This window comes from Mesorhizobium sp. P2_D5 (genome assembly GCF_056404355.1).
Window position 1 is genome coordinate 29,594 of the sequence record NZ_JBFUEE010000002.1, and the last position, 24,607, is coordinate 54,200.

The 24,607-nt window shown below is 61.5% G+C and carries 23 protein-coding genes; 11 read left to right on the top strand and 12 right to left on the bottom strand.

All coding sequences use genetic code 11. The annotated features are described in order from the left end of the window. The first annotated feature begins 103 nt into the window (after positions 1-103). From AC1DYW_RS07150 to AC1DYW_RS07160, 3 genes are all read left to right on the top strand, one after another. A complete protein-coding gene (locus tag AC1DYW_RS07150) occupies positions 104-3,697 on the top strand; it encodes a caspase family protein (RefSeq protein WP_477225611.1) in 3,594 nt (1,197 codons plus the stop codon). Positions 3,698-3,853: 156 nt separating this feature from the next. Further along, positions 3,854-4,813 (top strand): DMT family transporter, encoded by a 960-nt coding sequence (locus AC1DYW_RS07155; protein WP_477225612.1) that lies wholly within the window; start codon positions 3,854-3,856, stop codon positions 4,811-4,813. A gap of 586 nt (positions 4,814-5,399) precedes the next feature. Beyond that, on the top strand, positions 5,400-7,484 hold the full coding sequence (locus AC1DYW_RS07160) for an adenylate/guanylate cyclase domain-containing protein (RefSeq protein ID WP_477225613.1): 2,085 nt from the start codon (positions 5,400-5,402) through the stop codon (positions 7,482-7,484). 337 nt (positions 7,485-7,821) lie between these two features. On the opposite strand, the gene AC1DYW_RS07165 is transcribed toward AC1DYW_RS07160, so the two are convergent. The 4 genes from AC1DYW_RS07165 to AC1DYW_RS07180 form a co-directional block, all read right to left on the bottom strand. Then, positions 7,822-8,385, bottom strand: a complete 564-nt coding sequence (locus AC1DYW_RS07165) for a histidine phosphatase family protein (protein WP_477225614.1) — start codon at positions 8,383-8,385, stop codon at positions 7,822-7,824. Between the two features lie 64 nt (positions 8,386-8,449). Further along, positions 8,450-9,478 carry an acetamidase/formamidase family protein gene (locus tag AC1DYW_RS07170; protein ID WP_477225615.1) on the bottom strand — a complete coding sequence of 343 codons (1,029 nt, stop codon included), beginning with the start codon at positions 9,476-9,478 and terminating at the stop codon, positions 8,450-8,452. A gap of 103 nt (positions 9,479-9,581) precedes the next feature. Next, on the bottom strand, positions 9,582-10,196 hold the full coding sequence (locus AC1DYW_RS07175) for an ANTAR domain-containing response regulator (protein ID WP_477225616.1): 615 nt from the start codon (positions 10,194-10,196) through the stop codon (positions 9,582-9,584). Further along, positions 10,193-11,311, bottom strand: coding sequence for a transporter substrate-binding domain-containing protein (locus AC1DYW_RS07180; RefSeq protein WP_477226402.1), 1,119 nt, complete (start codon positions 11,309-11,311; stop codon positions 10,193-10,195). The genes AC1DYW_RS07175 and AC1DYW_RS07180 overlap by 4 nt, the downstream gene beginning before the upstream one ends. A 514-nt stretch (positions 11,312-11,825) precedes the next feature. Between AC1DYW_RS07180 and AC1DYW_RS07185 the strand changes: the two genes are divergently transcribed. The 8 genes from AC1DYW_RS07185 (at position 11,826) to AC1DYW_RS07220 (ending at position 15,966) form a co-directional block, all read left to right on the top strand. After that, entirely contained in the window at positions 11,826-12,356 is a 531-nt protein-coding gene (locus AC1DYW_RS07185; RefSeq protein WP_477225617.1) for a DUF1097 domain-containing protein, read from the top strand. 54 nt (positions 12,357-12,410) lie between these two features. After that, positions 12,411-13,025 carry a nitrile hydratase subunit alpha gene (gene nthA, locus AC1DYW_RS07190; RefSeq protein ID WP_477225618.1) on the top strand — a complete coding sequence of 205 codons (615 nt, stop codon included), beginning with the start codon at positions 12,411-12,413 and terminating at the stop codon, positions 13,023-13,025. Positions 13,026-13,047: 22 nt separating this feature from the next. After that, entirely contained in the window at positions 13,048-13,362 is a 315-nt protein-coding gene (locus tag AC1DYW_RS07195; protein ID WP_269904301.1) for an SH3-like domain-containing protein, read from the top strand. Continuing rightward, positions 13,359-13,712, top strand: a complete 354-nt coding sequence (locus AC1DYW_RS07200) for an SH3-like domain-containing protein (RefSeq protein ID WP_477225619.1) — start codon at positions 13,359-13,361, stop codon at positions 13,710-13,712. The genes AC1DYW_RS07195 and AC1DYW_RS07200 overlap by 4 nt, the downstream gene beginning before the upstream one ends. A gap of 47 nt (positions 13,713-13,759) precedes the next feature. Next, positions 13,760-14,215, top strand: coding sequence for a nitrile hydratase accessory protein (locus tag AC1DYW_RS07205; RefSeq protein WP_477225620.1), 456 nt, complete (start codon positions 13,760-13,762; stop codon positions 14,213-14,215). Positions 14,216-14,311: 96 nt separating this feature from the next. Then, the gene (locus AC1DYW_RS07210) at positions 14,312-14,521 is read left to right on the top strand and encodes a CbtB domain-containing protein (protein WP_477225621.1); all 210 of its coding nucleotides are present in this window, start codon (positions 14,312-14,314) and stop codon (positions 14,519-14,521) included. Positions 14,522-14,536: 15 nt separating this feature from the next. Further along, positions 14,537-15,283: a CbtA family protein gene (locus tag AC1DYW_RS07215; RefSeq protein ID WP_477225622.1), complete on the top strand. Its 747-nt coding sequence runs from the start codon at positions 14,537-14,539 to the stop codon at positions 15,281-15,283. Positions 15,284-15,360: 77 nt separating this feature from the next. Next, positions 15,361-15,966 carry a hypothetical protein gene (locus AC1DYW_RS07220; RefSeq protein WP_477225623.1) on the top strand — a complete coding sequence of 202 codons (606 nt, stop codon included), beginning with the start codon at positions 15,361-15,363 and terminating at the stop codon, positions 15,964-15,966. 139 nt (positions 15,967-16,105) lie between these two features. Here AC1DYW_RS07220 and AC1DYW_RS07225 read toward each other — a convergent pair whose 3' ends face one another. The 8 genes from AC1DYW_RS07225 to nadA all read right to left on the bottom strand — a co-directional run bounded on the left by AC1DYW_RS07225 (position 16,106) and on the right by nadA (position 24,571). Next, positions 16,106-17,089, bottom strand: coding sequence for a beta-ketoacyl-ACP synthase III (locus AC1DYW_RS07225; protein ID WP_477225624.1), 984 nt, complete (start codon positions 17,087-17,089; stop codon positions 16,106-16,108). Then, a complete protein-coding gene (locus tag AC1DYW_RS07230; protein WP_477225625.1) occupies positions 17,086-18,351 on the bottom strand; it encodes an adenosylmethionine--8-amino-7-oxononanoate transaminase in 1,266 nt (421 codons plus the stop codon). The genes AC1DYW_RS07225 and AC1DYW_RS07230 overlap by 4 nt, the downstream gene beginning before the upstream one ends. Then, entirely contained in the window at positions 18,351-18,986 is a 636-nt protein-coding gene (gene bioD / locus AC1DYW_RS07235; protein ID WP_477225626.1) for a dethiobiotin synthase, read from the bottom strand. Before bioD ends, AC1DYW_RS07230 begins: the two co-directional genes overlap by 1 nt. Then, positions 18,983-20,122: an 8-amino-7-oxononanoate synthase gene (locus tag AC1DYW_RS07240; RefSeq protein WP_477225627.1), complete on the bottom strand. Its 1,140-nt coding sequence runs from the start codon at positions 20,120-20,122 to the stop codon at positions 18,983-18,985. Before AC1DYW_RS07240 ends, bioD begins: the two co-directional genes overlap by 4 nt. After that, the gene (gene bioB / locus AC1DYW_RS07245) at positions 20,119-21,093 is read right to left on the bottom strand and encodes a biotin synthase BioB (RefSeq protein WP_477225628.1); all 975 of its coding nucleotides are present in this window, start codon (positions 21,091-21,093) and stop codon (positions 20,119-20,121) included. The genes AC1DYW_RS07240 and bioB overlap by 4 nt, the downstream gene beginning before the upstream one ends. Before the next feature lie 123 nt (positions 21,094-21,216). Then, entirely contained in the window at positions 21,217-22,071 is an 855-nt protein-coding gene (nadC, locus tag AC1DYW_RS07250) for a carboxylating nicotinate-nucleotide diphosphorylase (protein ID WP_477225629.1), read from the bottom strand. Next, positions 22,071-23,612 (bottom strand): L-aspartate oxidase, encoded by a 1,542-nt coding sequence (locus tag AC1DYW_RS07255; RefSeq protein WP_477225630.1) that lies wholly within the window; start codon positions 23,610-23,612, stop codon positions 22,071-22,073. The genes nadC and AC1DYW_RS07255 overlap by 1 nt, the downstream gene beginning before the upstream one ends. Further along, a complete protein-coding gene (gene nadA / locus AC1DYW_RS07260) occupies positions 23,609-24,571 on the bottom strand; it encodes a quinolinate synthase NadA (protein ID WP_477225631.1) in 963 nt (320 codons plus the stop codon). Before nadA ends, AC1DYW_RS07255 begins: the two co-directional genes overlap by 4 nt. Between the last annotated feature and the right edge of the window lie 36 nt (positions 24,572-24,607).

The following is a 24,607-nucleotide window of genomic DNA, read 5'->3' on the forward strand; positions in this document are numbered from 1 at the left end:
CGGCGTAGGGCGTGTCGATCTTCGAAGGCAAGCGACGACTGCCCCGACCCAGTTGCAAAGAGAGTTCGCGGCAAGCCGCGAGAGCTTTCAATGAGGGCTGCGCATGAGACCACACCGGGTAATTTTCGAGGTCCTGTACTTTTTCCTGATTTGTTCGGTGTTGTGCGGCGCCGCCTTTGCACAGGACATTGGTAGTCGCGGCCCAGACAATTTCGCTGCCCTGGTGCCCAACCTGCGGCCGCAGGAGGCTTCGTTCGTGACGTTCTCACCCAATGGCAAGCTGCTGGCCACAGGTGGCGGGTATGGTGAGCCGGCAGCAAGGCTCTGGGACGCGGATACCGGACGTTTTTTGCGCGTTATTGACGGCAGCAAAAGTAGCGCTTCGATCGGAGTGCACGTCAGTGCTTTTGGCTTCTCCGACGACGGGCTGACCGCTGTGACAGGAGACGATGAGGGGCGGCTTCTGTTGTGGGACCTGAAGGGTGGTCGAGTGCTGCAGGAATACGCGACGCAACACCAGGCGATCTATTCGATTGCGATCTCGACTGATGGAAAAGAGGTGGCCCTCGTCGAGGAGGGCGGCATTGAGATATTTGACATTGCGGTCGCAAAGCCGATCTTTTACCGCAAGACGCCCGACATAAGTTACGGCAAGATCGAACGCCATGGATCTGGATGGGCGGCCATATCATGGAGCCCCGGCAGGGTCCTGTTCCTTGACTCCAGGCGCGGCAACGACACAGAGGTTGATCTGGGGGATGACACCACCAGCGTGTCGTTCTCGGACAGTGTCGGCAAGATATTGGTAACCACGTCCCAGGACGTGTCGATCAGGGACCAGAGCAACCACGTCCTGGCCAGAGTTCCGGTTCGAAAGAACGTGCCGACGGAATCCGCAATGTCTTCCGATGGGCACTACGTGGCCCTCGGATACCGCATGGGCCTTGTTGAATTCCTGGACGCGAGCACGCTTAGGCTTCTGCGCACCGTTCCCGTCGACGGCGACCTCGATTCACTCAATTTCTCGCCTGCGCAACCATCGCTTCTGGCGGTCGGGCTGCGATCGAACGGCTCTCCGATTTTTTTGCTGAGCGCCGGTTCCGACAAGGGCGACGAGATCGTCGGCGCATCGATCGATCCAATTGGGTCTGCGGCGTTCCGGCCCTCCAGAAACCACCTGATACTCGCTCCCGTGGCAGGCCCGGTTGCGCTATGGCGCGACGACGATGGCCGAGGCGTGTTCGAGAACCTGGGCAATGGGCCGATATATTCGGGATCCATCGCCTTGTCCTCGGACGGTCAACTCCTGGTTGTCGATTCAAAAAGCGATACGCGTCTCTGGAGCGTCGACTCAAAAATTGGTTCACGCCTTCAAAAAGGTAATCTGGACCATCACGGTGGATGCAACGGGGCTCAAGTGTTCCTTCCCAAGACCCATCAACTGGTGACGACCGACAGCGCGGGGCGCGTGTTGATATGGGATCTGGACTCTCGTGCTCGGCTTATGCTGGACGAGAGTGCCGCCGACAGACGCCGTTGTATCGCCGTCTCCACCGACGGTGCCATGATCGCAGTCTCGGACGAAACCAAGGCAACGATCTCGCTCTGGGATGCAGGAAACCGAAAGCGGATCAGAAATCTCGCTGGCTTGTCGACCAACATCGGAGGCGTGGCGTTTTCACCGGATGGTTCGAAGATTGCGGTGGTCAGTCCTGCAGAAGGTTTCAGCCTGTTGGACATACGCACGGGGGAGAAGCTCAAGAGCGTGGATATCCCGTTGCTGGGATTGACGTTTCTGCCGGACGGCAGGCGACTTGCATTCGGCAAGGATGACGGCGAGATCGCAATTTTCGACTATGTCGCCGGCAAGGTCGAGCGATCCTTCTTTGGCCACGTCGCGAGGATTTCTTCACTGAACGTGTCCGGCGACGGAACGCTGCTGGTTTCGGCAAGTGACGATGGCTCCGCGAAAGTATGGGACATTCCAAGCGGCAAGCTGATGCAGACGATCGTCTTTGGCCGTGAGGGTACCTGCCGGAGCGACGTGGAGGGCAGCCACGCTGGCAATGGGCAGGCGGATCGTTCGGCTCCTACGTCTTGTTGGATGAGCTTTGACGCTGACGGGCGATTTGATTCTTCGGCGCTGGAGTCCATGCCGCTGGTCAGCTGGGTCGTCGGCGATGATCCTTTCAGGGCGCTTCTCCCCGAGATATTCATGCGGGATTATTACGAGCCGAACCTGCTTGGGCGATTGCTGGCGTGCCATGAGGCGGAGGCAAGCGGGAAGAATGCCGATGCCTGCGCGCAGGCATTCAAGCCGGTTCGGCCGCTGGCCTCGCTGAACCGGATCCAGCCCGATGTGCGGATTGTGAGTGTGAAAGCGGGGCCGACACCCGATGTTGCCCTGGTGGAGGTTGAGGCATCGGGCAAGGAAGATGCCGCGCAGCCGAACGGCAAGACGACCACCGGGATTTACGACGTACGGCTGTTCCGTGAAGGGCAACTGGTGGGCCAGTGGCCCGAGCCGAAGGACAATGCGGCGGTGGTCGGCGACGATCTTGATGCGTGGCGCAGCGCTTCGCGCGTGGTGATGACGCCGGGAAAGATCCTGGCGAGGCACGTCTTCCCAGTCCGGCTTGCAGGCGGTGACAAGGGCAAGAAGGTGATGTTCACGGCCTACGGGTTCAACGAGGATCGGGTGAAGAGCGCGACAGCCACCGACGACAGCTACACGGTGCCGCAGGACATAGCCGTTCCAGCGAAGCCGCGGGCCTATGTGGTGACGGTCGGAGTGAACGAGTACGAGAACGAAGCATTGCGGCTGAACTTCGCGGTGGCCGACGCCAGGGCGATCGAGACGGCGCTGCGGGGAATCAAGGGCTACGACGTGGTGCCGGTGCTGCTGACCACCGACTACGCGCGCAAGGAAGGGGATAAACAGATCCCGGCGGTCGACCACGCCAGCAAGGCCGACATCCAGGCGGTGCTGGATATTCTGGCGGGCAAGGGGGAGGTGGAACGGTTGAGGCTGCGGCAGGAGATCGGCCCGGTCATCGATCAGCTGGCGAAGGCGACGCCGGACGATGTTGTGATCCTTGCCTTCTCCGGCCACGGCCACAACGAGCAGGGCCGCTTCTACATCCTGCCGTCGGATTCGGGCAACGACCTGACGAAGCTGGACAGAATGATCTCAAGCGAGGAACTGACGGCGTGGCTGCGCGATGTCGATGCCGGCGAGATGGTGATGATCGTGGACGCCTGTCACTCCGCGGCGGGGGTGCCGGAAGGCTTCAAGCCAGGTCCGATGGGCGATCGCGGGCTTGGTCAACTGGCCTATGACAAGGGCATGCGCATCCTTGTGGCCACGCAGGCCGACGACGTTGCCCTGGAGAGCGGCTCTCTCGGCCAAGGGCTGCTGACCTACGCGCTCAAGGAGGGGTTGACGGCCGGCACCGGCGCGCACACGCTTGCCGACGCAGACGGTGACGGCGCCGTCACCGTGAAGGAATGGCTGACCTATGCCGAGACCCGGGTCCCCGGCCTGTATCAGGATGTGCTCGCCGGCAAGATCGAGAAGACCAAGGACTCCAGCCCCGATGCCAATCTTCTCGAAGACACCACCCGACACGCCCAGACGCCGGCACTGTTCGATTTTGTGAGAAGACAGGCACAAAACCCCGTGATTGCAGCCCGCTGAGGATGGTGCGGGAAAGAGCCCCTTCGCTCCATCGAAAGACATTTGACGGCCGAGCGCAGATTCCTTTTCGACCTCGCCATTTCAAAACGAATGCACGACCCAACGACGCAGGCTATATTGCTCCTCGGGCCGACGTCATCGAAGGGAGGGCATGACATGCAGGCAATGCCGATAGCGCATCAGGCCGAGCAACCCGTGGTCGGGCCCGTATCCTCCTTGACCGGCTATCCGACCGCCGTCCTGTGCTGGCTGCTTTCGGCCGGGGTCTATATCGCGGCCAAATGGGTGGCGCCTGAAATGCCGCCCTGGGGCCTCTGCTTCTGGCGGCTGACGCTCGCTTGCGCAATCCTGCTGCCGATTGTGCACCATCATCACGACGCGATGATCGGGCTTTTGCGAACTCGCGCCGTGGAGGTCGTCGCCGTGGGGGCGATCGGCCTCACGCTGTGCCAGGGCATGATCTACCATGGCCTCAACGACACCAACGCCACCACGGCCGGCATCATCATGGCGCTGTCGCCTGTCATGACGATGGTGCTCGCCCGTTTCGTGCTTGGCGAGCCGCTCGGCCTGTGGAAGTCGCTTGGCGCGCTGGTTGCGCTCGCTGGGATGATTTTCATCGTTGCCCACGGGAACCTGACGGCGCTGCTGCAACTCAAGTTCAACGCAGGCGAGCTGTGGATCGTCGGCAGCGCGTTCTGCTGGGGCCTGTACACCGTGCTTTTGCGCCGTGCCAAATTCGGCATCGAACTCCTGCCGATGGTCGTGCTGCTGCTCGGCGCTGGTGCGCTGGTCGCATTGCCTTTCCATTTGTGGGAATTGTTCAACGACGAACGCTCCGCCATGGACGTCCACAGCATTCTCGCGCTCGCCTATCTGGCAGGTCCCGGCGGCGCCTTGATGTACTATCTCTACAACAAAAGCGTGGAAACGCTCGGCGCGAGCCGGGCGAGCATGTTGCTCTATCTGCAGACGGTGTTCGTCGCCATACTCGCCTATCTGCTGCTCGGCGAGGACTTGCACGATTACGATCTGGTCGGTGCGGCCTTCATCGTCGCCGGCATCGTACTCGCCACCGTGGTCAAACCCCGGCCGGCTCAACCACGCGTGGCGTAGAAATCTTGCGAGTGACGGCGAGGAACTGGCCTGGAGCTTGTGGAAGGGGAAGAGTCGCGACTGTTTGAGTCTTTCGGCATAGATTTAATTGCCAGATCCTTGAGAAACGGCCCCTTTCCATGCCGCCTAATCTGGCAAGCCCGCCAGACGCCAGCCATCAACAATCGGCTGCGCAGTATCCATGCTCGCAAAAAGGGCGAGTTCGCCGCCGTCTCACCGATCCTCCAATTTGGATTACCCGCAAGATAAAGCGGGCTTCCTCCCGCACGGCGCACGGTGCGGCGCTATGCAGTTGGTGAGTATAGTTGCTAAACCCAGCGATAGAACGAGGGGACGGTGTCGGTGCGACCGCGACGTTTCTGCGCAGTGCGGTCCCACGGGCAAATCGACAACGCATTCCCGCACACGTCTCGCAGTAAAGTTGGTATGCATACGCGAGGGAGAGGGTAACAGATGAAACACAATCTTGGCTTGCCGTCCGACTCGACGCCGACGCTCCTGTTCCCGAAGACGTGATGCAAAAGCAATGTCAGATCTCATGTCTTCTCAAGATGTGACCCGCTCATCCCGCCCCGCGGGCTGGGGCTTGGCCGCAAAGCTGTTTACAACCCTCGTCCTTCTTGGCGCGACCGCGGTCCTGGTGACCGGGGTGCTCGGTTACATCCGCGCCCGCGACGCCCTCGAAAAAGCAGTCTTCGACCAACTCACGGCCGCCCGTCAGACCAAGGCGCGCCAGGTTGAAACCTACTTCCGCACAATCCAGGCGGAGCTGCGCCTGCTTGCCACTTCCAAGATGGTGGTCGATGCGACACGCGAGTTCCGGATCGCGGTCGACCAACTCGACCGGGCAGGCGCGCCGCCTGACCTGCGGCAGAAGGTCGGCGTTTGGTACGCTGAGAACTTCATCCCCGGAATGACGCGCACCCTAGGCAGGGAACCAGCCCTGTCGGACTACCTGCCGGTCGGTGGTGCCCCCTACTATCTGCAGTATCACTACATTGTGGAGAATCCCAACCCGCCGGAGCGGCGCAAGCTTCTCGACGACGCCGGCGACGGAAGCGAATACACCAGGCTGCATGCCATATATCATCCGTTGATGCGCGCTGCGGCGACCACGGTCGGCTTTTTCGATCTCATGATTGCCGATCCCAAATCAGGTCGCCTGATCTATACGGTCGAGAAGGAGGTGGATTTCACCACGTCCCTTCAATTGGGTCCGTACCGTCGCACCAACGTCGCGGCCGCCGTCGCCCGCTGCTCGCAGATCGCAGATCCGTCAGCCATCTGCCTCGAAGATTTCTCCTCTTATGCGCCATCTGGCGGCGCACCGATCGCCTTTATGGCAGCACCGGTGATTGCCCAGGGCGTCGTCATCGGCGCGCTGGTCGCGCAACTGTCGAATGATGAGATCGACAACGTTGTCACTGGTAACCGCCGCTGGCGGCAGGAAGGGTTCGGCGACACGGGTGAGGCCTATCTCGTCGGACCCGATTATCTGGCGCGCTCAGGCTCGCGGGCGTTCTACGAGAACCGGGAAAACTACTTCGCCGACCTCAAATTCGCCGGCGCTTCGGACGAGGAGATCGCCGCCATTCAGCGCTACGGGACACCAGTGCTGCATCAGCGCGCCGACACCAAGGCCACCCGTGCCGCGCTCGCTGGTGTCGAGGGCACGGGCGAGATCATCGGATACCGTGGCGTCCCGACGCTCGCTTCATGGGGACCGCTCGCGATTTCCGGTGTCAAGTGGGCTCTCGTCGCCAAGATCGACAGCGCCGAGGCCTTCGCACCGATCGCGGAACTCCGCCGGGATCTGCTGCTTGTCGGGGGACTGGCGCTGCTCGTGGTGGCCGCCATCGCCGCCTGGCTTTCGCGCGCGCTGCTCGGACCGCTCCGCGATCTCACTGCCGGGGTGAAACGCTTCTCTGCTGGCGACTATGCGACCAGCGTGCCGGTCCGCACGCGCGACGAGATTGGCGAACTCTGCTCGGCCTTCAATGGCATGGTTGAGGATCTGCACCAGAAGAATCTCGTGATAGAGAACAAGAACCGCGAGAACGAGCAGCTGCTGCTCAACGTCCTGCCGGCACCGATCGCCAATCGGCTGCGCGCTGGGGAGGAGAGGATCGCCGACGGCTTCGCCGAGGTCACGGTCGCCTTCGCAGACCTGGTCGGGTTCACGGCACTGACATCGGAAATGCCGCCGCACGATGTCGTGATGTTTCTCAACGGACTCTTCACGCGCTTCGACGTTGCCGCCAATGATCTCGGCATCGAAAAGATCAAGACGGTGGGCGACTCCTATATGGCGGTGTGCGGCCTACCCGTACCGGTAGCCAACCACGCCGAGCGCATGGTCCGCATGGCCATCCGCATGGTCCACATTACCCGCGAGCACGCGATGGAACACAACGTCTCGATGAAGCTCAGGGTTGGCGTCAACAGCGGGCCAGTGGTCGCCGGCGTCATTGGGAAGAGTAAGTACATCTATGATTTATGGGGTGACACAGTGAACTTGGCGAGCCGCATGGAGTCTGCCGGAGTTCCCGACTCTGTTCAGGTGACGCGCCCCGTCTACGAACAGCTCAAGGACCAATTCGTCTTCGAGCCGCGCGGCGCTATCGAAGTCAAAGGCAAGGGAAAAGTGGAAGCCTGGGTATTGAGATTTTAGGCGCTGGGGGCACCTCCGATGCCGGCTTGCCCTCCACCTATACGCCGTCAATGGATTTCGCCGCGGGCGCGACTGGCCGCCTTCATGCGGTTCGAAGGTCTCGACGAAGCGCATCGGGCCGAAAAGATCGACGCCCTCTATATGCTCTTCTGATGCCCTGCATGCGGATATCGCACCGCCTTCGCGGATCGTTCAGAACAGATACGACGCCGGGGACGGACCAGGTCCCGTCTCCGCGGGCCTTGTATTGCTCGACGAGACAAACGGAGCGCTGGCCACGAAACACGACATATGAAGTGATGAGTCCAAATTATCGGGTTCCGGCCCAAATGAGGCGTCAACCGCACGTGCGAAGGACCCAGCGCGTACCGTCCGAATAGAGACCAATCAAGGAAATTGGCGGGGTATCGATTCGCCAGTATGAAGTTAGCGGTGCCGCCAATATGTGGATCATGGCTGTTCGCACCACCGCCGGATGAGTAACCGCTATCAGTTGTCCGCCTGCCGACCGCATTGAATCGAGGAACCCTGCAGTTCGGGTGGCCACTTCCGTCAGCGCTTCACCGCCTCCGGGACTATAGGCGGGATCGGCTCGCCATGCGGCAAGCGAACCGGGCTGCGCGGCTTCAATCTCATCTGGCGTCTTGCCCTCCCAGACGCCGTAGTTCTGGTCTCGCAAGCCGTCGTGAACCGTTGCGCGGAGACCCATGAGATGGGCTGTTTGCTGGGCGCGTAGCGATGGAGCCACCAACGCGCGGTTCGTGTTCGAAAGCTGCCGACCAAAAGCGCGAGCGAGCTCAACCGAGCGCTTTTCCAGTGTCTCGTCAAACAGCGGGAACCCCGCTTTGCGCATTCTCTGCGTGATGCCGCTGCAAACCAGCGTCAGGCGTGTCGCTCTCATACCGCGCGTCCGCATTTCGGTTCGATGATAGCTGTCTTCGCGGCCAAAGCCTGCAGCAGCCAACCTAACAGGTAATAATCGTTTTCCTTACAGCCGCCGCGACGGAATATTTCGGGTCGACAAAATTGCCCAGCCGCACGATGCCGCATTGGCTCAGCAGCATGTAGGCGTCCCATTTGTCGAAGCCGAACTCAGCGACCATCCAGCGGATCAGTTCGCGGTAAGCGATGCGTGTTGCATCCTCAAGGGGTCTGGCGCTGCCGATCGCCATAATGAGATCGGCGGTCTCGAGCCGAGGCCAATCGATTGTCCAGCCCTTGATCAGGTCGACACGGATGGTGACGGTCGCCGAATACTCGACCGCCACACCGCAAACCTCGCCGTCGCCTTGGCAGGCATGCGCATCACCTATGAACACGCGAGCGCCGGGCGAGCGAACGGGCAGGTACGTCACGCTGCCAGGCCCCATGTCCGGCAGGTCCATGTTGCCGCCGTGGTTGTCGGGCGTCAGCGAGTTGATGGAATCGATCTCTGGTGAGCAGCTCAGCGTCCCGATATGAGGCTTGTAAGGGAGCGTGACCCGATCGCTCCAGTAAACATGCTCCTCGTCGAGGTTGATCTTGCGGACCACCTCGGGCAGCGGCTCGTTGAGCATGGCCGTATACGTCGTACCGGTCAGGGCACCGAACTCCTCGATCATGCAGCACGTGCCGCGTGGGTTCTGGCCGCGTGGCACCATCGACTCTATGTAGACCGCAACGGTGTCGCCTTTTTCCGCCCCTTCGACCATGATCGGTCCGTTCTGAGGATTGAGAAACGGCATTCGCAAGAGTTGCGAAGGCTTGTCGGTTTCGTGCCGGATGGCACCCTCGAAGGCGTCACGGGTTTCGACGACGATCCTGTCGCCGGGAGAAATTTTGAGGACCGGCTCGGAATATGGTCCCATCGTATAGTGAAATTTCCCCTGCTTTTCCTCGGTCAGGTGGTGCGTGTTTCGTGCCTCGCCGCGCCCGACCCCGCGCGTGGCCATGATCGATCCCTCGACCCATGGATGCGTGAATGGCAAGGCTGGCTTTGCGGTCTGCGTATTCATCTTTTTCTCCTCTAAAAGACAAAGCCGCGCGAGCGCCGCTTTCGCTGGCGTTCGCACGGCGCTGTGCGTATTCAATTTCGATATCGAGGCTCAGCCCTGCCGCCTATTTGCGGGCGGCGGATCTGCTGATTTCGGGAATTGTCGACAGAAAGCTGTCTGCTTGTGCTTCGAGTTCGTGGCAGCATGCTTCGACGGAGATGCGCCGGCGCATACTCTCGTCCCGAATTACGTGAAATGCCGCGTCGTCATCGATGCCCAACACACTCATGATGCGCAGGATCGTGTGAACCACCAGCGGGCGGCATCGCAGCCGTTCGCGCAGGTCGGCGACCTCGCGCTGAAGGTCGGTACGGTCATTATGGTTGTGGAACGCCGTGACCAGTGCCTGAAACACACCTTTCGAACCTATGGGCGTAATGAGGTAGGCGCTTGGATTCTGGCTAATGGCCCACGCAAGCCGGCCCGGCGTTTCCGAGCCGATGATGGCGATCAGCGGGATCGGCGCCTGCGACCACGGGAACATGCCGTCGAACCCGTTGTCGACGTCGAAGAACACGATATCGACAGGGCCAAAATCCTTGGCTCGCGGCGGCCATCGGCATATGGCTTCGATGTTGAACCTGCGGAGCTGGCTCAACAGGGCGTCCACGTTGCTATCTGCCCTGTGGATGATCAGCGCCGTTTTGTTGCTGAAGTTTGGGATCACTTGCTTGGTCACGACACGACCCTCAGCTTCAGTTGCTGCCGGTCACCTGGCGGCTGATCCTGGTCGCGAGAATCCAGCATGAAAGCCGCCCCTTTCAGCGAAGCCAGAAACGGATCGGGCTTGATAGGCTTTTGCGCGGCCGCGACGATAGTGAATTCCGCGCCGGCGCTCGACACGCCGATGCGCGGCGTCAGGTAACAATGGTTGTTTTCCGTGTCGATGCGGATCCGTCCTTGCGGTGCATCGTAAACACACTCGCCGAGTACGGCGAGTATGTCGGATGCTTTCGTCGAGGCTGCAGACCGAAGCGCGAGTGCAAGCATGTGAACGGAATTGTACGAAGCTTCGGCGTCGGCCGAGGTCACCTTCTGCTGGCCGAAACGCGTTCTGTAATTTTCGACAAAGGCATGATTTTGCGGGTTGTCCAGCGACTGGAAGTAGACACTGGAGGTAATGTGGCCGAGCGCTGCGGGATCGCCGATCGTGCGAAGTTCCGGTTCGGAGAGCGTGCAACTGGCGATGGGAATGGAAACGTCGCCTTGGGTTCCTAGTCCAGCATCACGAAAAGCACGCAAGAATGCGTAGCTGGATTCGCCGATAAGCGTGTTGAACACGAAATCGGGCCGTAGGAGACGGATTTCCTCAACGAGCCCGGTAACCTCGGTCGATCCGACAGCCAGATAGCGCTCAGCGAGCACCTCGCCGCCAAAATTCTCGGCGATTTCGCGCATGACGCGATTGCTTTCCCAAGGCCAAATATAGTCCGAGCCGCAACAATAGACGCGAGCGCCGAACCTTGAGGCCATATATTGCGCCAGGGGCACTATGTGCTGGTTCGGCGACGCACCAAGATAGACGACATTGTCGCTGCTTTCGAAGCCTTCGTAGTGCGAGGGATACCAAAGCAGCGCATCGTATTTCTCAACGACAGGCACGATCGCCTTGCGGCTGGAAGAGGTGTAGCAGCCGACGATGTGCGCAACATCGGAGTTGATGATGAGATCCCGGCAGATCGAAGCGTATTCAGCCGTTTCGCCTCCAGGATTTCGAACAAGCGGTGCCAGCTCGAAATCGAAGTCCGGCGATCTGTTGACTTCCTCGACGGCGAGCAGCGTTCCATTGAGCATCGCCTCGCCGACCGTGGCGTATGGCCCGGTCGTGGAAAACAGCACGCCGACCGGGATTTTCGCTTTTTCGCCCAAAATAGCTCAGCCCCAAAAAATAAGCCCTGAGGCCTCGGAAGGCGTCAGGGCTTCGTTGCCGCGAAGGATCGTCCTGATCCCTCAATTTTTAGTTCAAACCGGCTAGCCGGCAAATCCAATCAAATCGTCCGTCAGATCGGCAAAAATGTCAAATTCTATTTCCGACGGCTTGTCACGGCGCTACGGACATCACTTAAGCATCTGTTTTGTTTTACAAAACTCAGGTGATTTGTTGATTTTGCAAAATTCGCATGAATAACGGTTGACAAAGAAAAATTCCTCAGCGACGCTAAATAGGAACAAAAAGCGAGCGCCCAAAAGAGGCGCAGCAGGAACAGATAAAGCTCGTGAAAATGCGAGCTTATGGCGATGAGGCCCGCTCACCGGTGACGGTGGCGGGCCTTTTTAGTTCTGAAAAAAGACAATGGGGAACCCGGCAATGAAACCTGTCATAGCAACGGCTCTGAGCGTTGGCGTCCTCGGCGCGATCTGCACCTGGGCGTTTCTTTCCATCGGCACAATTCTGGTCTGGGCGGCTTTTGTCGCCTGGGCCTGCTTCTTCCAGTCGGGCGGCGACGAAGCCGCGCTCAAGAGCACGATCGTCTCGAATATCTTCGGCTGTTTCATGGGCTGGCTAGGCGCTGTCATGATCCTCGGCCTGCCTTTCGGCAACTTTGTTGGGCCCCAAATCTGGCCTGCCATCGTGGTGTTCATCACGGTTGTGATCTACATCCTGGCATCGCAGGTTCCGGCCCTGGCTTCCGTGCCGGGCACGACGTTCGGCTATGCCTGCACATTCGCGTTCCTGCTGCAGACGCCTGACCGGCTCGCTTTGGCGAAACTGCTCTCGGCGTCTTTCGAGAACTCGCTGGTGGTGGTTCCGGTATCGATGATCGGCGGCGCCCTGTTCGGTTTCGCATCGGCCAAGCTCGCCGCCGCCTTGACCAAGCCGGCGCTGGCCGTCGCCTGACCGCAAGCTGCCATCCCAGACGGAAATCTTCGAACAATATCAGTGAGGTAAGTCATGAAGAACAACAGTCACACTCATGCTAACGTGCTGATCCCCGAGGTCGGCCTGCGCGTCAAAGCGCTGGAATCTCTGCTCGCCGAGAAGAAGGCGATAGATCCTGCGACCCTCGATCTGATCCTCGAAACCTTCGAGACGCAGATGGGACCCAAGAACGGTGCGAAGGTCGTCGCCAAGGCATGGACCGATCCGCAATACAGGAACTGGCTGCTGGAGGACGGCACCGCCGCCATCAAGAGTCTTGGTTATATCGGCGTGCAGGGCGAGAACATGGTTGTCCTTGAGAACACGCCAAAGGTGCACAACGTCGTCGTCTGCACGCTCTGCTCCTGCTATCCCTGGCCGACGCTCGGCTTGCCTCCCATCTGGTTCAAGTCGGCGCCCTACCGGGCACGGGTGGTGATCGAACCGCGAAGCGTCCTCAAGGAATTCGGGCTCGATATCGCCGATGATGTCGAGGTGCGGGTCTGGGACAGCACGGCCGAGCTCCGCTACCTGGTGCTGCCGATGCGTCCAGCAGGCACTGAAAGCCTGACCGAACAGGAATTGGCCGCTCTCGTTACCCGCGATTCCATGATCGGAACCGGCGTAGCGCAATCACCTTCGCATTAGGCTCTGGCAAAAGGATCAGACCATGAATGGAATTCATGACGTTGGCGGCAAGCACGGCTTCGGTCCGGTGCTGGTTGAACAGAACGAACCCTATTTCCACGAGGAATGGGAGGGGCGGATGCTATCGATGATGATCGCATGCTTCGCAGCCGGCATCTACAACGTGGACCAGTTCCGGCATCCGATCGAGAAGATGGATCCGCGCCATTATCTGATGTCGAGCTACTACGAGAAGTGGCTCTGCACCGTCGAACAGAACTGCATCGATGCCGGCATCGTTACCCGCGAGGAAGTCGATGCCCGCCATGCCCAGCTCATGAAAGGAAAAGCAGCATGAACATGCTCACCCCCGATATGGTGCCAACGGTTCTGGCCACAGGCGATCCGGCCCGCGTCGATGCAAACATCCCGCCGAAGTTCAAGGCCGGCGACCGGGTAACGGTCGTCAATTTGAACCAGGTCGCGCACAACCGGCTGCCTGCCTATATCAGGGGCAAGGCCGGAACCGTTACATTCGATCACGGCGTGTTCGTGTTCCCGGACACCAGCGCCCACCGGAATGGCCCCAAGCCACAGCACGTCTACACGGTGGTCTTCACGGCTCGCGAGTTGTGGGGCGACGCCGGCCATCCGCAGGACCGGATGTATGTCGACGCCTGGGACGATTACCTCGAGAGCGCGGACTAGCGCGCTTTCCAGCTTCTCATCCACTCCGGCTTGAAGAGGATCTTTCCATGGACCAGAATAGCAGTTTCGATCAGCTTCCCGGCCTTCCACGCAATGAAGGCGGACCGCTCTTTGCCGAGCCTTGGCAACTCACCGCGTTCGGGATCGTTCTCGCGCTTCACCGCAACGGCTATTTCCAGTGGCGGGAATGGGTGAACTACATCAGCGCCGAAATCGAACTCGGCAAGACCTATGGCCTCGACCCGGAAAACCACAACGGGATCTACTATCATCAATGGCTTGCCGCGCTCGAGAAACTGGTGACCGACAAGAAGCTGTCAAGCTTCGATGAGCTGATGGCGCGCAAGGAACAATGGCGTCACGCTGACGAACACCGCAGCTTTGGCGAACCGCTCAGCCTTGACGGACATGATCATGGTCATTCTCACCACCACCATCATCATCACGATCATTCTCATGACCACGATCACAGTTGCCGCGCGCCAGCGACCCGGCTGGCGTGAACCACAAGCCGGCAGCAGCGCCGCAATCGCAGAGTGGGGGCGGACGAACATCTCGTTGCCAAGTCATTCCAACAAACACTGTTCAGGAGAACTTCCATGTCCGAAATCGCTCTTAAACCCGTTGCCCTTCCGGCACCCATTCCGGTTCGCGAGCTTCTGCCCTGGGCCATCTTTGGCGGGCTGATGCTGATGCTGGCGATCTATTTCATCGGTGCCGAAGAGGGCGCGACGTCGCTGATCCGCAGCATGTACGTCCACGAATTCGTCCACGACGGCCGCCATCTGCTCGGCTTTCCCTGCCACTAGCCAAGGAACAATGACATGGTTGGGAGTCTTTTGGTGCGGGGCATGCTGGTTGGCATCATAGCTGGCCTGCTTGCATTCGGTTTCGCCCGTGCGTTCGGCGAGCCGCAGGTCGATCACGCGATCGCTTTCGAGGAACAGCAGGCGCAGGCCGCGGGCGAGGCGCCGGAGCCCGAACTCGTCAGTCGCTCTACCCAGGCCGGTATCGGCCTGCTCACTGGCATTCTCGTCTATGGCGCATCCATAGGCGGGCTTTTCGCGCTGGTCTTCTCCTATGTTCAGGGACGGGTCAGTGGCTTTGGACCGCGCGGCACGGCAGCACTAATCGCGCTGGCCGGATTCGTCGCGATCATCCTGGTGCCGCAGTTCAAATATCCGGCCAACCCACCTTCCGTGGGCGATCCCGAAACGATCCAGGCGCGCACACAGCTCTTCTTTGTACTGCTGACCGTGTCGATCCTGGAGGCAGTGGCCTCGATAGGCCTCGCCAGACGCTTGGCATCACAATACGGAATCTGGAATGCCTGGATAGCGGCGGGGGGTGCCTATTTTCTCGTGATGTCTCTTGCCGAATATGCGCTGCCGCCGATCAATGAAGTTCCGGAGCAGTTTTCTGCCGCTGTCCTGTGGAATTTCCGCCTTGCCTCACTCGGTATCCAGACGGTTCTTTGGACTGCGATCGGCGTGCTTTTCGGAGTGGTCGCCAAGCGCAGGCTGGTCGAGCGTCGCGACGGTCGACCGGTGGCAAGCGTGGCGGTCCGCTAGGCCATTCCGGGATGCCGCGGAGCATCCGGGTGTCCACGCGCGCCGCGGCATAGTGTTTCTGTCTTTTGCTGCTCTCGATGATTGCGGAATCGGCGCAGGCGCATCGCCAGGAGTCAGACCTGGACAGATCAGGTCTTCAAATCCCAGCTTTAACTCACGGCCAAATGGCCGTGATCGCCAACTATCGCAGCGAAATTCTTGATCTGGCGGCCAACCAAGATCGTACGGATCAAAAGTTTCGCAGGCTGCTGAATTTCGCCAATCTGCAGTATGCCGCCTGTCTTTGGGGACTGATGCCCGGCAGCATTGGAGATGAAACAAGCCCCTTCAATGAATGCAGCCATGCCTATCTGTCCGCGATGCAGGCAGCGCTGACGCATCTGCGCGAGATGTCGGCAGATAAACCGGCCGTCGAGGCGCTGATATCACGGATCGACGCAGAAATGGTGCAGAACCGCGCGTCGTTCGTCATGTGTCAGTTCAGCGGCGAGACCTTCAATACGGCGTCGCTGGTCATCCCGAACTGGGGGAACATCCTCTGGCACCTGCCCAGCCTGATTGCGGTAGGCATCATCTTTTTGGCGGCGATGGCAGGTGTCCTGTTTCCAATTCGCACGTTGCGGCAATGGGTTGGGAAAACCGAGCGGCACCCCATTTCCCGACGTCTGAACACCGAAACCTGAAGAGTGAATAACGCGGCAGCCAGTCGAGCGCTCGCTGCCGGTCAACGCGAGGTGTTGTCCGCTTCGCACTCGCCATGACCCAAATGCCTTTGTCCTATCCACCATTCATGATCAGTCGGTTCGCGCTGTCGGTGGCTCGCTAGATTCCGACTACCAGTGCACCGCCGCTGAGACCCGCACCCGCTGCCGCCAGGAGAATTTTCTCGCCCGGCCGGAACGGCTCGGTCAGATGAGCGAGCGACAGTGAGAGCGGGATCGTCGCGGCGGAAGAGTTGCCGTAGTCGGCGATTGTCTTGACGATTGCGTGATCTGCAATGCCGAGGCTCCTCCCGACCGCATCGAAAATGCGGGCATTGGCCTGGTGCGGCACGAACCGATCGATGTCCTGCGGCTGCGTTCGGGCTGCGGCGAGCGCGTCCTTTGAACATGCAGTCATCATGTCCACGGCCCTGGCGAACACTTCGCGGCCGTCGGTCATCGTCATTCGGGTTTGCCCGAGATCCAGGCCACTTTGGAACGGGACGTTGCTTCCGCCCGCCGGGATCTGGATCAGCCCGTAGCGCGAGCCGTCGGAATCCACCGAGGCACCGAGAATGCCCCGATCAGGATCCTCGCAGGGACCGATCACCACGGCGCCGGCGGCATCGGCAAACAGCACGGCACTGGCGCGCTCGGCCGGATTGATGCGACGGCTGAGGATGTTGGCGGCGATGACCAAAGCTGATTTACCATGCAGGCGGGTGAAGCCGTCCGCGAACATCAACGCATAGATGAAGCCGGCGCAGGCGCCGGTCAGATCGATCGCACCTGCTCGTCCAAGTCCCAGCTTGTGCGCGACGAGGGGTGCGCTGGGCGGCAGAAGGTGGTCGGGCGTCGAGGTGGCAAGCAACAGGAGACCGATGTCGCTGCGATCAATAGCGGCGTTCGCCAGCGCCATCTCGCCTGCACGCACAGCAAGGCCGGACAGCGTGTCTTCATCTGTCGCCCAGAAGCGTGAACGAATTCCGGTGCGCCGCTCGATCCAGCCTGGCTCGAGCCCGAGACGATCTTCGATCTCCGGATTCTCGACCTTGCGCGCCGGCGCATAATGGCCGAACCCGAGAATGCGCGACGATCGACTCATGGCCCCGAACCGAAGCGTTCGCTGGCCTCCTCGATGGCGTCATAGAGAACGTCCAGTTCCTCGCTGGTGATGCAATAGGGCGGCAGAAGATAGAGGACATTGCCGAGCGGACGCACGAGCAGGCCGCGCTCGAGGAAGAAAGCGCGCAGTTTTGGCCCGATCTCGGCCAGATAGCCGGCGGAGCCGGTGCGCAGATCGAGAGCCGTGATCGTCCCGGTCGCCCGGCTGTCGGTGAAGCGAGGGTTATCGCGAAAGCGTTGAAGCCCGGCGGCCTGCTTTGCACTCAGGGCCGCGACCCGCTCGGCTACCGGCTCGTCGCGCCAGATCTCGACATTGGCGAGTGCGGCCGCGCAGGCAATCGGATTGGCGGTGTAGGAACTCGAGTGGAAGAAGGTCTTCTTGCGGTCGTCCGAAAAATGGGCCCGGAAGATGGCCTCGGTGGCAAGCGTCGCCGCCAGCGGGATGGCGCCTCCGGTCAAGCCCTTCGAGGTGCACAGGATGTCCGGAGAGATGGATGCCTGCTCGCAGGCGAACATGGTTCCGGTGCGGCCCCAGCCGGTCATCACCTCGTCGGCGATCAGCAGCGTGCCCGAAGCTTCGGCGATCTTCTTCAGTTCGGTCAGAACCGAGGCCGGATACATCAGCATACCGCCGGCGCCAAGCACCAGCGGCTCGACGATCAGGGCGGCGGCGTGCCGGTCGCGGCTGACGGCCTCGAACCGATCCAGCGTCTCCTGCTCTCGCCCGGCGGCCGGGAAGGGGATGGTATCGACCTCGAACAGCAACGGCTCGTAGGCAGCGTTGAACACACCGCGGGCGCCGACGCTCATCGTGCCGATGGTGTCGCCATGATAGCTGTGCTCCATGACGACGATGCGCGAGCGCGGTGCGCCGATGTTGCGAAAATAGCCGAGCGCCATCTTCAGCGCGACCTCGACGCAGGTCGAGCCGCTGTCGGAGTAGAACACCCGGTCAAGGCCGGCCGGAGCGAGGCCGACAAGCGCCCTGGCCAGACGTTCGGCCGGCTCGTGGGTGAAGCCGGCGAAGATGATCTGGTCCAGGCTCGCCACGGTCGTTTCGATGGCCTTCATGATATGGGGATGGCGGTGGCCGTGGGTGACGACCCACCAGGAGGAAATGGCATCCAGGATGCGCGCGCCGTCGGCCTTGTGGAGATAGGCGCCGTCCGTCCGAACGATTTCAGGGATCGTCGGTTCGAGCGCGTGCTGAGTGAACGGATGCCACACACGGGACTGCGACATCATTCGCCCCTTGCGATCGCTGTGAGGTCGAAGCCGGCAACCATGGCATCTCTCAGCGTTTCACTCGTCAGAGGATCGATTTGCGGCAGTCTGCCAAGCTGGCGCACACCGCTGAACTCCACGATTGTTCTTTGCGTATCGGCCACCTCATCACCGATGAAGGCAATGCCGATGAGCGGGATGGAACGGGCCCTGAGCGCCTCGATCGACAGCAGGGTGTGGTTGATCGTGCCGAGCGTGGTACGGGCGCACAGGATAACCGGCATCCGCCATTGCGCGAATATGTCAATGAACCTTGTCTGTCGGTTGAGTGGCACCATCAGCCCGCCAGCGCCTTCGATGACAAGCGGACCCGGCAAGGCTGGAAGCGAGAGTTTTGCCGCCTCGATCGCAACGCCGTCGATTTCCGCTGAACGATGCGGCGACAGCGGCGTTCTCAGACGGTAAACTTCCGGCAGGACGCGCCCGGCCGGCAAACCGGAAAGCCGGGCAACGACCTCACTGTCAGTCTCGTCGTCGAGTCCCGATTGCACCGGCTTCCAGTAGAAGCCGTCGAGCTGGCCGGCGAGCCCGGCCGAAAACACCGTCTTGCCGATGCCGGTATCCGTTCCGGTGATGACGATGCGCTTGGTCATGCCGAGGCCAACACCTCGACGAGCGCCTCGACCATGGCCGCAATGTCGGCTTCGTCGACGTTGAGCGTCAGCGAAATGCGCAGACGCGACGTGCCCTCGGGCACGGTCGGCGGACGAATGCCGCGTATGTCGAAGCCCCGTGCCTGGAGCGCTGTCGCCACCGCCATGGTGCGCCTGACGTCGCCGATGACAAATGGCTGGATCTGCGAGCCGCTCGGTATCACGCCGCAGCGCTCGGCCAATTGGCGACCCGCGAAGGCAACACGCTCCTGCAACTGGAGACGGCGCATCGGCTCATCGGACAGCATGGCGAGCGCTTCGCGCGCCGCGACCGCCATCAGCGGTGATGGCGCGGTGGCGTAGATGAATGGCCGGCACCGGTTGACGAGATAGTCGCACAGCGTTCGTGGAGCTGTGACAAGCGCGCCCGACGCTCCGAGGGCCTTGCCGCAAGTGTGGAGTGCGATGATGTTGTCGCGGCCCTCGAAACCGGCGGCAAGGCCGCGGCCCTCCGGTCCCCAAACGCCGGTGGCATGCGCCTCGTCGACGACGATGAATGACTCGTGCCGATCGGCAAGCGCGACCAGGCTCTCCATCGGCGCACGGTCGCCATCCATGCTGTAAAGGCTTTCGACCGCGATCCAGACGCGCCCGGTGCCGCTTTCGGAGCGCCAGCGCGTGATCGCATCCTCGATAGCATCCACGTCGTTGTGTGCGGCGAGCTTGAACTCAGCGCGGCCAGCGCGAGCCCCCTCATGCATGCTGGCATGGGCGAGTTCGTCGAGGACCAAAAGGTCACCCTTCTGCGGCAGCGCGGTCAGAAGAGCGAAATTGGCGATGTAGCCGCTACCGAAGAACAGCGCGCGTTCAGCTCCGAAAAACGCCGCCGCGTCCGCCTCCAGAGCCTCGTGTTCCGGCGCGTTGCCGCGCAGCAGCCGCGACCCGGTGGCGCCGACCGGCGTGCCCTGCGCGATCGCCGCCGCAACCGCGTCGCCTAGCCTTTTCGAAGCGGCAAGCCCGAGATAGTCGTTCGACGAGAAGTCGAGGCCGGCGCGCGGCGACAGCGTCCGCAGCCGGTCCTTGCGCGCCAGCCCCTGCAGGGTCGCGTCATAGCGGGCAAGCGGTATCCCGCTCATTGCGTCTCGAGGTCCATCGGCTCGATGCCGAGACGCCGGAACAGCAGACTATCCTTGTCCTCGCCGGGATTGTCCGCCGTCAGCAGCGTGTCGCCGACGAAGATCGAGTTGGCGCCGGCAAAGAAGCACAGCGCCTGCATCTCGTCGGTCATGGCGGTGCGGCCGGCCGAAAGCCGGACATGCGATTTCGGCATCATGATGCGCGCCAGTGCGATCACGCGCACGAATTCGATCGGCTCGATCGGCCTGGCGTCGGCAAGCGGGGTACCGGCGATCGGGATCAGCATGTTGATCGGAACGCTTTGCGGATGTTCCCGTAGATTGGCCAGTGTCACCAGCATGTCGATCCGGTCCACCGGCTCTTCGCCCATGCCGACAATACCGCCGCAGCAGACCTTGATGCCGGATTGGCGAACCTGTTCGAGCGTATCGAGCCGGTCGGCAAAGCTGCGCGTGCTGATGATCTCGCTGTAGTAGCGTTCCGACGTATCGATGTTGTGGTTGTAGTAGTCGAGACCAGCCTGTTTCAGACGAGTTGTCTGCTCGAGATCGAGCATGCCGAGTGTCATGCAGGTTTCCATGCCCAGCGCCTTGACCCCTTCGATCATAGCCACCACCGCATCCATGTCGCGCGCCTTGGGGTTTCGCCACGCGGCACCCATGCAATAGCGGGTGGCGCCGGCATCGCGCGCCTTGGTTGCCTCGGCGATGACGCGCCTGACTTCCATCAGCTTCGATGCCTTCAGGCCAGTTTCGTGATGCGCCGACTGACTGCAATAGCCGCAATCCTCCGGGCATCCGCCTGTCTTGATGCTGAGAAGCCGGCTGAGCTGGACCTTGTTCGGATCGAAATTCTGACGGTGAACGGTCTGCGCCTGAAACAGCAGATCATTGAAAGGGGCATCATGCAGCGCCCGAGCCTCTTCAAGGGTCCACGTCCGGTCGCCGTTGAAGGATCGAGCCTCAGGCATGGTCTTTTCCGAAATCGCTGTATGCATTTCCATGCTGTTCCTTGCGTTGTGCGACACAGGCGCCTTTGAAAGGGCGGACACGGTCGAAAGAAGCTGGGTAGGCTGGATGGTCAGCCCCGACGGCTAAGGCTCACGATAGTCGAGACCGATATCGAGGATCGGCGCGCTGTGAGTCAACCAGCCGATGGAAATCAAATCGATACCGGTTGCGGCAACGGCTGGCGCAATCGCGGCGGTGATCCTGCCCGACGCCTCGGTTGTGGCCCGGCCGGCAACCATGGCTACCGCCTGGCGAAGCTCGTCGACCGACATATTGTCGAGCAGCACGGCGTCGGGGGCCAGAGTAAGCACCTCTTCCAGCTGGGCCAGCGTATCGACCTCGACTTCGATCTTGACGAGATGGCCGGCGCTGCTTCGCGCCCGCTCGAGTGCCGTACGAATTCCACCGGCCATGGCAATGTGATTGTCCTTGATCAGGATCGCGTCGTCGAGGCCGAAGCGGTGATTGGAGCCGCCACCGGCGCGCACGGCATGTTTTTCGATAGCCCGCAAGCCGGGGGTCGTCTTGCGCGTGCAGACGATCTTTGCGCCGTGGCCGCGAACCGCGGCGACGACCGACGCGGTCGCCGTGGCGATGCCACTCAAATGGCACAGGAAATTGAGCGCCGTCCGCTCCGCCGTGAGTATGGCCCGGGCCGGGCCCCTAACCGATGCAATGGTCTCTCCCGGCGATACTTTGCTACCGTCAGCCTGATGCAAGGTCATTTCGACGTTCTGGTCGATAAGCCGGAAGGCGAGCATCGCCAGATCGAGCCCGGCGACAGTTCCAGCCTGGCGTGCCGAAAGGACGGTCGTTGCCCAAAGGTCCTTCGGCACGATGGCATCGGTCGTCACGTCGCCGGCCCTGCCGAGGTCTTCGAGCAGAGCTGCACGCACAAGGGGTTCGAGCATGATTGCGGGAAGTGGTGAGAGGTTCATCACGCGACGCTTTCCAGCATTGGGGAGGATTCGAATTCCCGCGCTGCGGCAATGGCTGCGTCGAGCGTAATCTGGGAGCGGCGGGCGACGGCGGCATCGTGGGGGAAGTCCGTCCGGAAATGAGCGCCGCGGCTTTCCCGGCGCAGCAAGGCGGCAACTGTGATCATCAGCCCGACGGCGGCGGGATCCGACGCCGTTTCGTGTCGCTGCGACAGCGCCAGCAGGGTCCGGGCAGCCTGCTTCAACCCTTTGCCGTCCCGCATGACGCCGAGGGCATGTGACAGGAGGGGGCGCACAGGCCCTGGATCTGGCGCGGGCAGGTCAGAGGCCATCGCTGGCTTTTCGCGATGCTCAGGCGAAGCGGCTACACTCTCGGCAACCCAGCGCGCGCAAACGACGGCTTCGGTCAGCGAGTTGCTGGCAAGCCGGTTGGCGCCGTGCAGGCCGGTCGAGGCAACCTCTCCGCAAGCCCAAAGTCCGGGAATCGATGTGCGCCCGGCCAGATCCACGGCGACACCACCCATGTGATAGTGCTGGGCCGGCCGGATAGGGATGAGATCCCGCGCCGCATCGATACCGGCCTTGCCGCAGGCCGAAGCGATCGTTGGAAATTGCCGCGCGAATGTCGCGCCCGGCTTTTCGCGCGCATCGAGGAAGACGCGATGGCCGTCGGCAAGATGCCGCCAGACAGCGCGCGCAACGATGTCGCGCGGTGCGAGTTCTGCCCCGGGTACGCCATCGAGGAAACGCTGGCCTGTCTCGTCAACGATTGTCGCGCCTTCGCCGCGAACCGCCTCACTGATCAGCGGCATCGGACGGCAGGGCCCGTCAAGCGCGGTCGGGTGGAACTGGATGAATTCGAGGTCGGCAAAAATTGCACCGGCGCGTGCGGCGAGTGCCAGGCCTTGTCCGCAACTGCCGAGCGGGTTTGTCGTGTCGTGGAACAGGCCGCCGATTCCGCCTGTGGCGAGAACGACCCGTCCTGTGGCGACGAACACCGGACCCGTAGAACAACCCGCGAGCACCCCGGCGATCCTGCCATCCTCCACCACCAGCCGGCGCGCTTCGATGCCCTCGACGACCACAATCGAGGGCGTGGAGCGCACGGCGGCGACAAGGGCGCGCATAATCTCGCGACCGCTGCCGTCACCCCCGGCATGAACGATGCGCCGCCGGCCATGCGCGGCCTCCAGCCCGAGACGTAGCGCGCCTTCGGGTGTCCGATCGAAGCGAACTCCAAGGCGCGACAGATCCTCGATTGCGGCCGGCGCCGCGTACACGATGCGCCTTGCTGCTTCCGCATCGCAAAGGCCGTCGCCTGCGGCGAGCGTGTCGGCAAAATGAAGCGCCGGTTCATCGTCGTCGCCTAGGCTCGCGGCCAACCCGCCCTGCGCCCACGCACTCGACGCATCCGCGCCAAGCGGCGATCTCGACAGCAGAAGCAACGGCTCCGGTGCCAGATGCAGCGCAGTCATCAGCCCGGCTATGCCGCCGCCAATGATGACCGGCCGGTTGGCGAGATTGCGGACGTCCATGCTCATACCGCCAGCATCCGCTCGACGGCCAGACGCGCGCGCCCGGCGATCTCGGGCTCGATGGTTACCACATGGCGGTTCTGCTCGAGCGCCGTACGGATGTTGGCGAGCGTTATCCGCTTCATGTGCGGGCACAGATTGCAGGGCCGGATGAACTCGACCTCGGGATGGTCGACCGCGACATTGTCGCTCATCGAACATTCCGTCATCAGCACGACGCGGGGCGGTTTATGCAGCCCGACATAGTCGGACATGGCAGCGGTCGAGCCGGAGAAATCTGCCTCTGCCACCACGTCGGGCGGACATTCGGGATGGGCAAGTACCGTCACACCGGGATGGTCCTCGCGTAGCTGGCGGATATCGGCTGGCGTGAAGCGCTCATGCACCTCGCAATGCCCTTTCCAGGCGATGATCTGCACGTCGGTCTGGGTGGCGATGTTCTGGGCCAGATACTCGTCCGGCAGCATGATCACCTGGGGAACGCCAAGCGACTCGACGACAGCCTTCGCATTGCCTGAGGTACAGCATATATCGGACTCTGCTTTCACCGCGGCCGACGTGTTGACATAGGTGACGACCGGCACGCCGGGATAGCGCTGCCGAAGCAGGCGGACATCCTCGGCGGTAATCGAGTCGGCCAGCGAACAGCCCGCCCGCAGGTCGGGAATGAGCACGGTCTTTTGCGGATTGAGCAGCTTCGCCGTCTCGGCCATGAAATGCACGCCTGCCAGCACGATGACATCGGCTTCGGCCGTCATCGCCTTGCGCGCAAGCGCCAGACTGTCGCCGACGATGTCGGCCACACAGTGGAAGATCTCCGGCGTCTGGTAGTTGTGCGCCAGGATGACGGCATTTCGCTGCCGCTTCAGATCGAGAATAGCGTCGATATCATCCGCAAATGCCGGCCATTCAATGGGCGGAATGACTCGCCGTACCCGGTCGTAGAGTGCGGAGCTCAGCGTCATTCTTGTCCCTCACATATGCTCGTTTTGAGTATATAT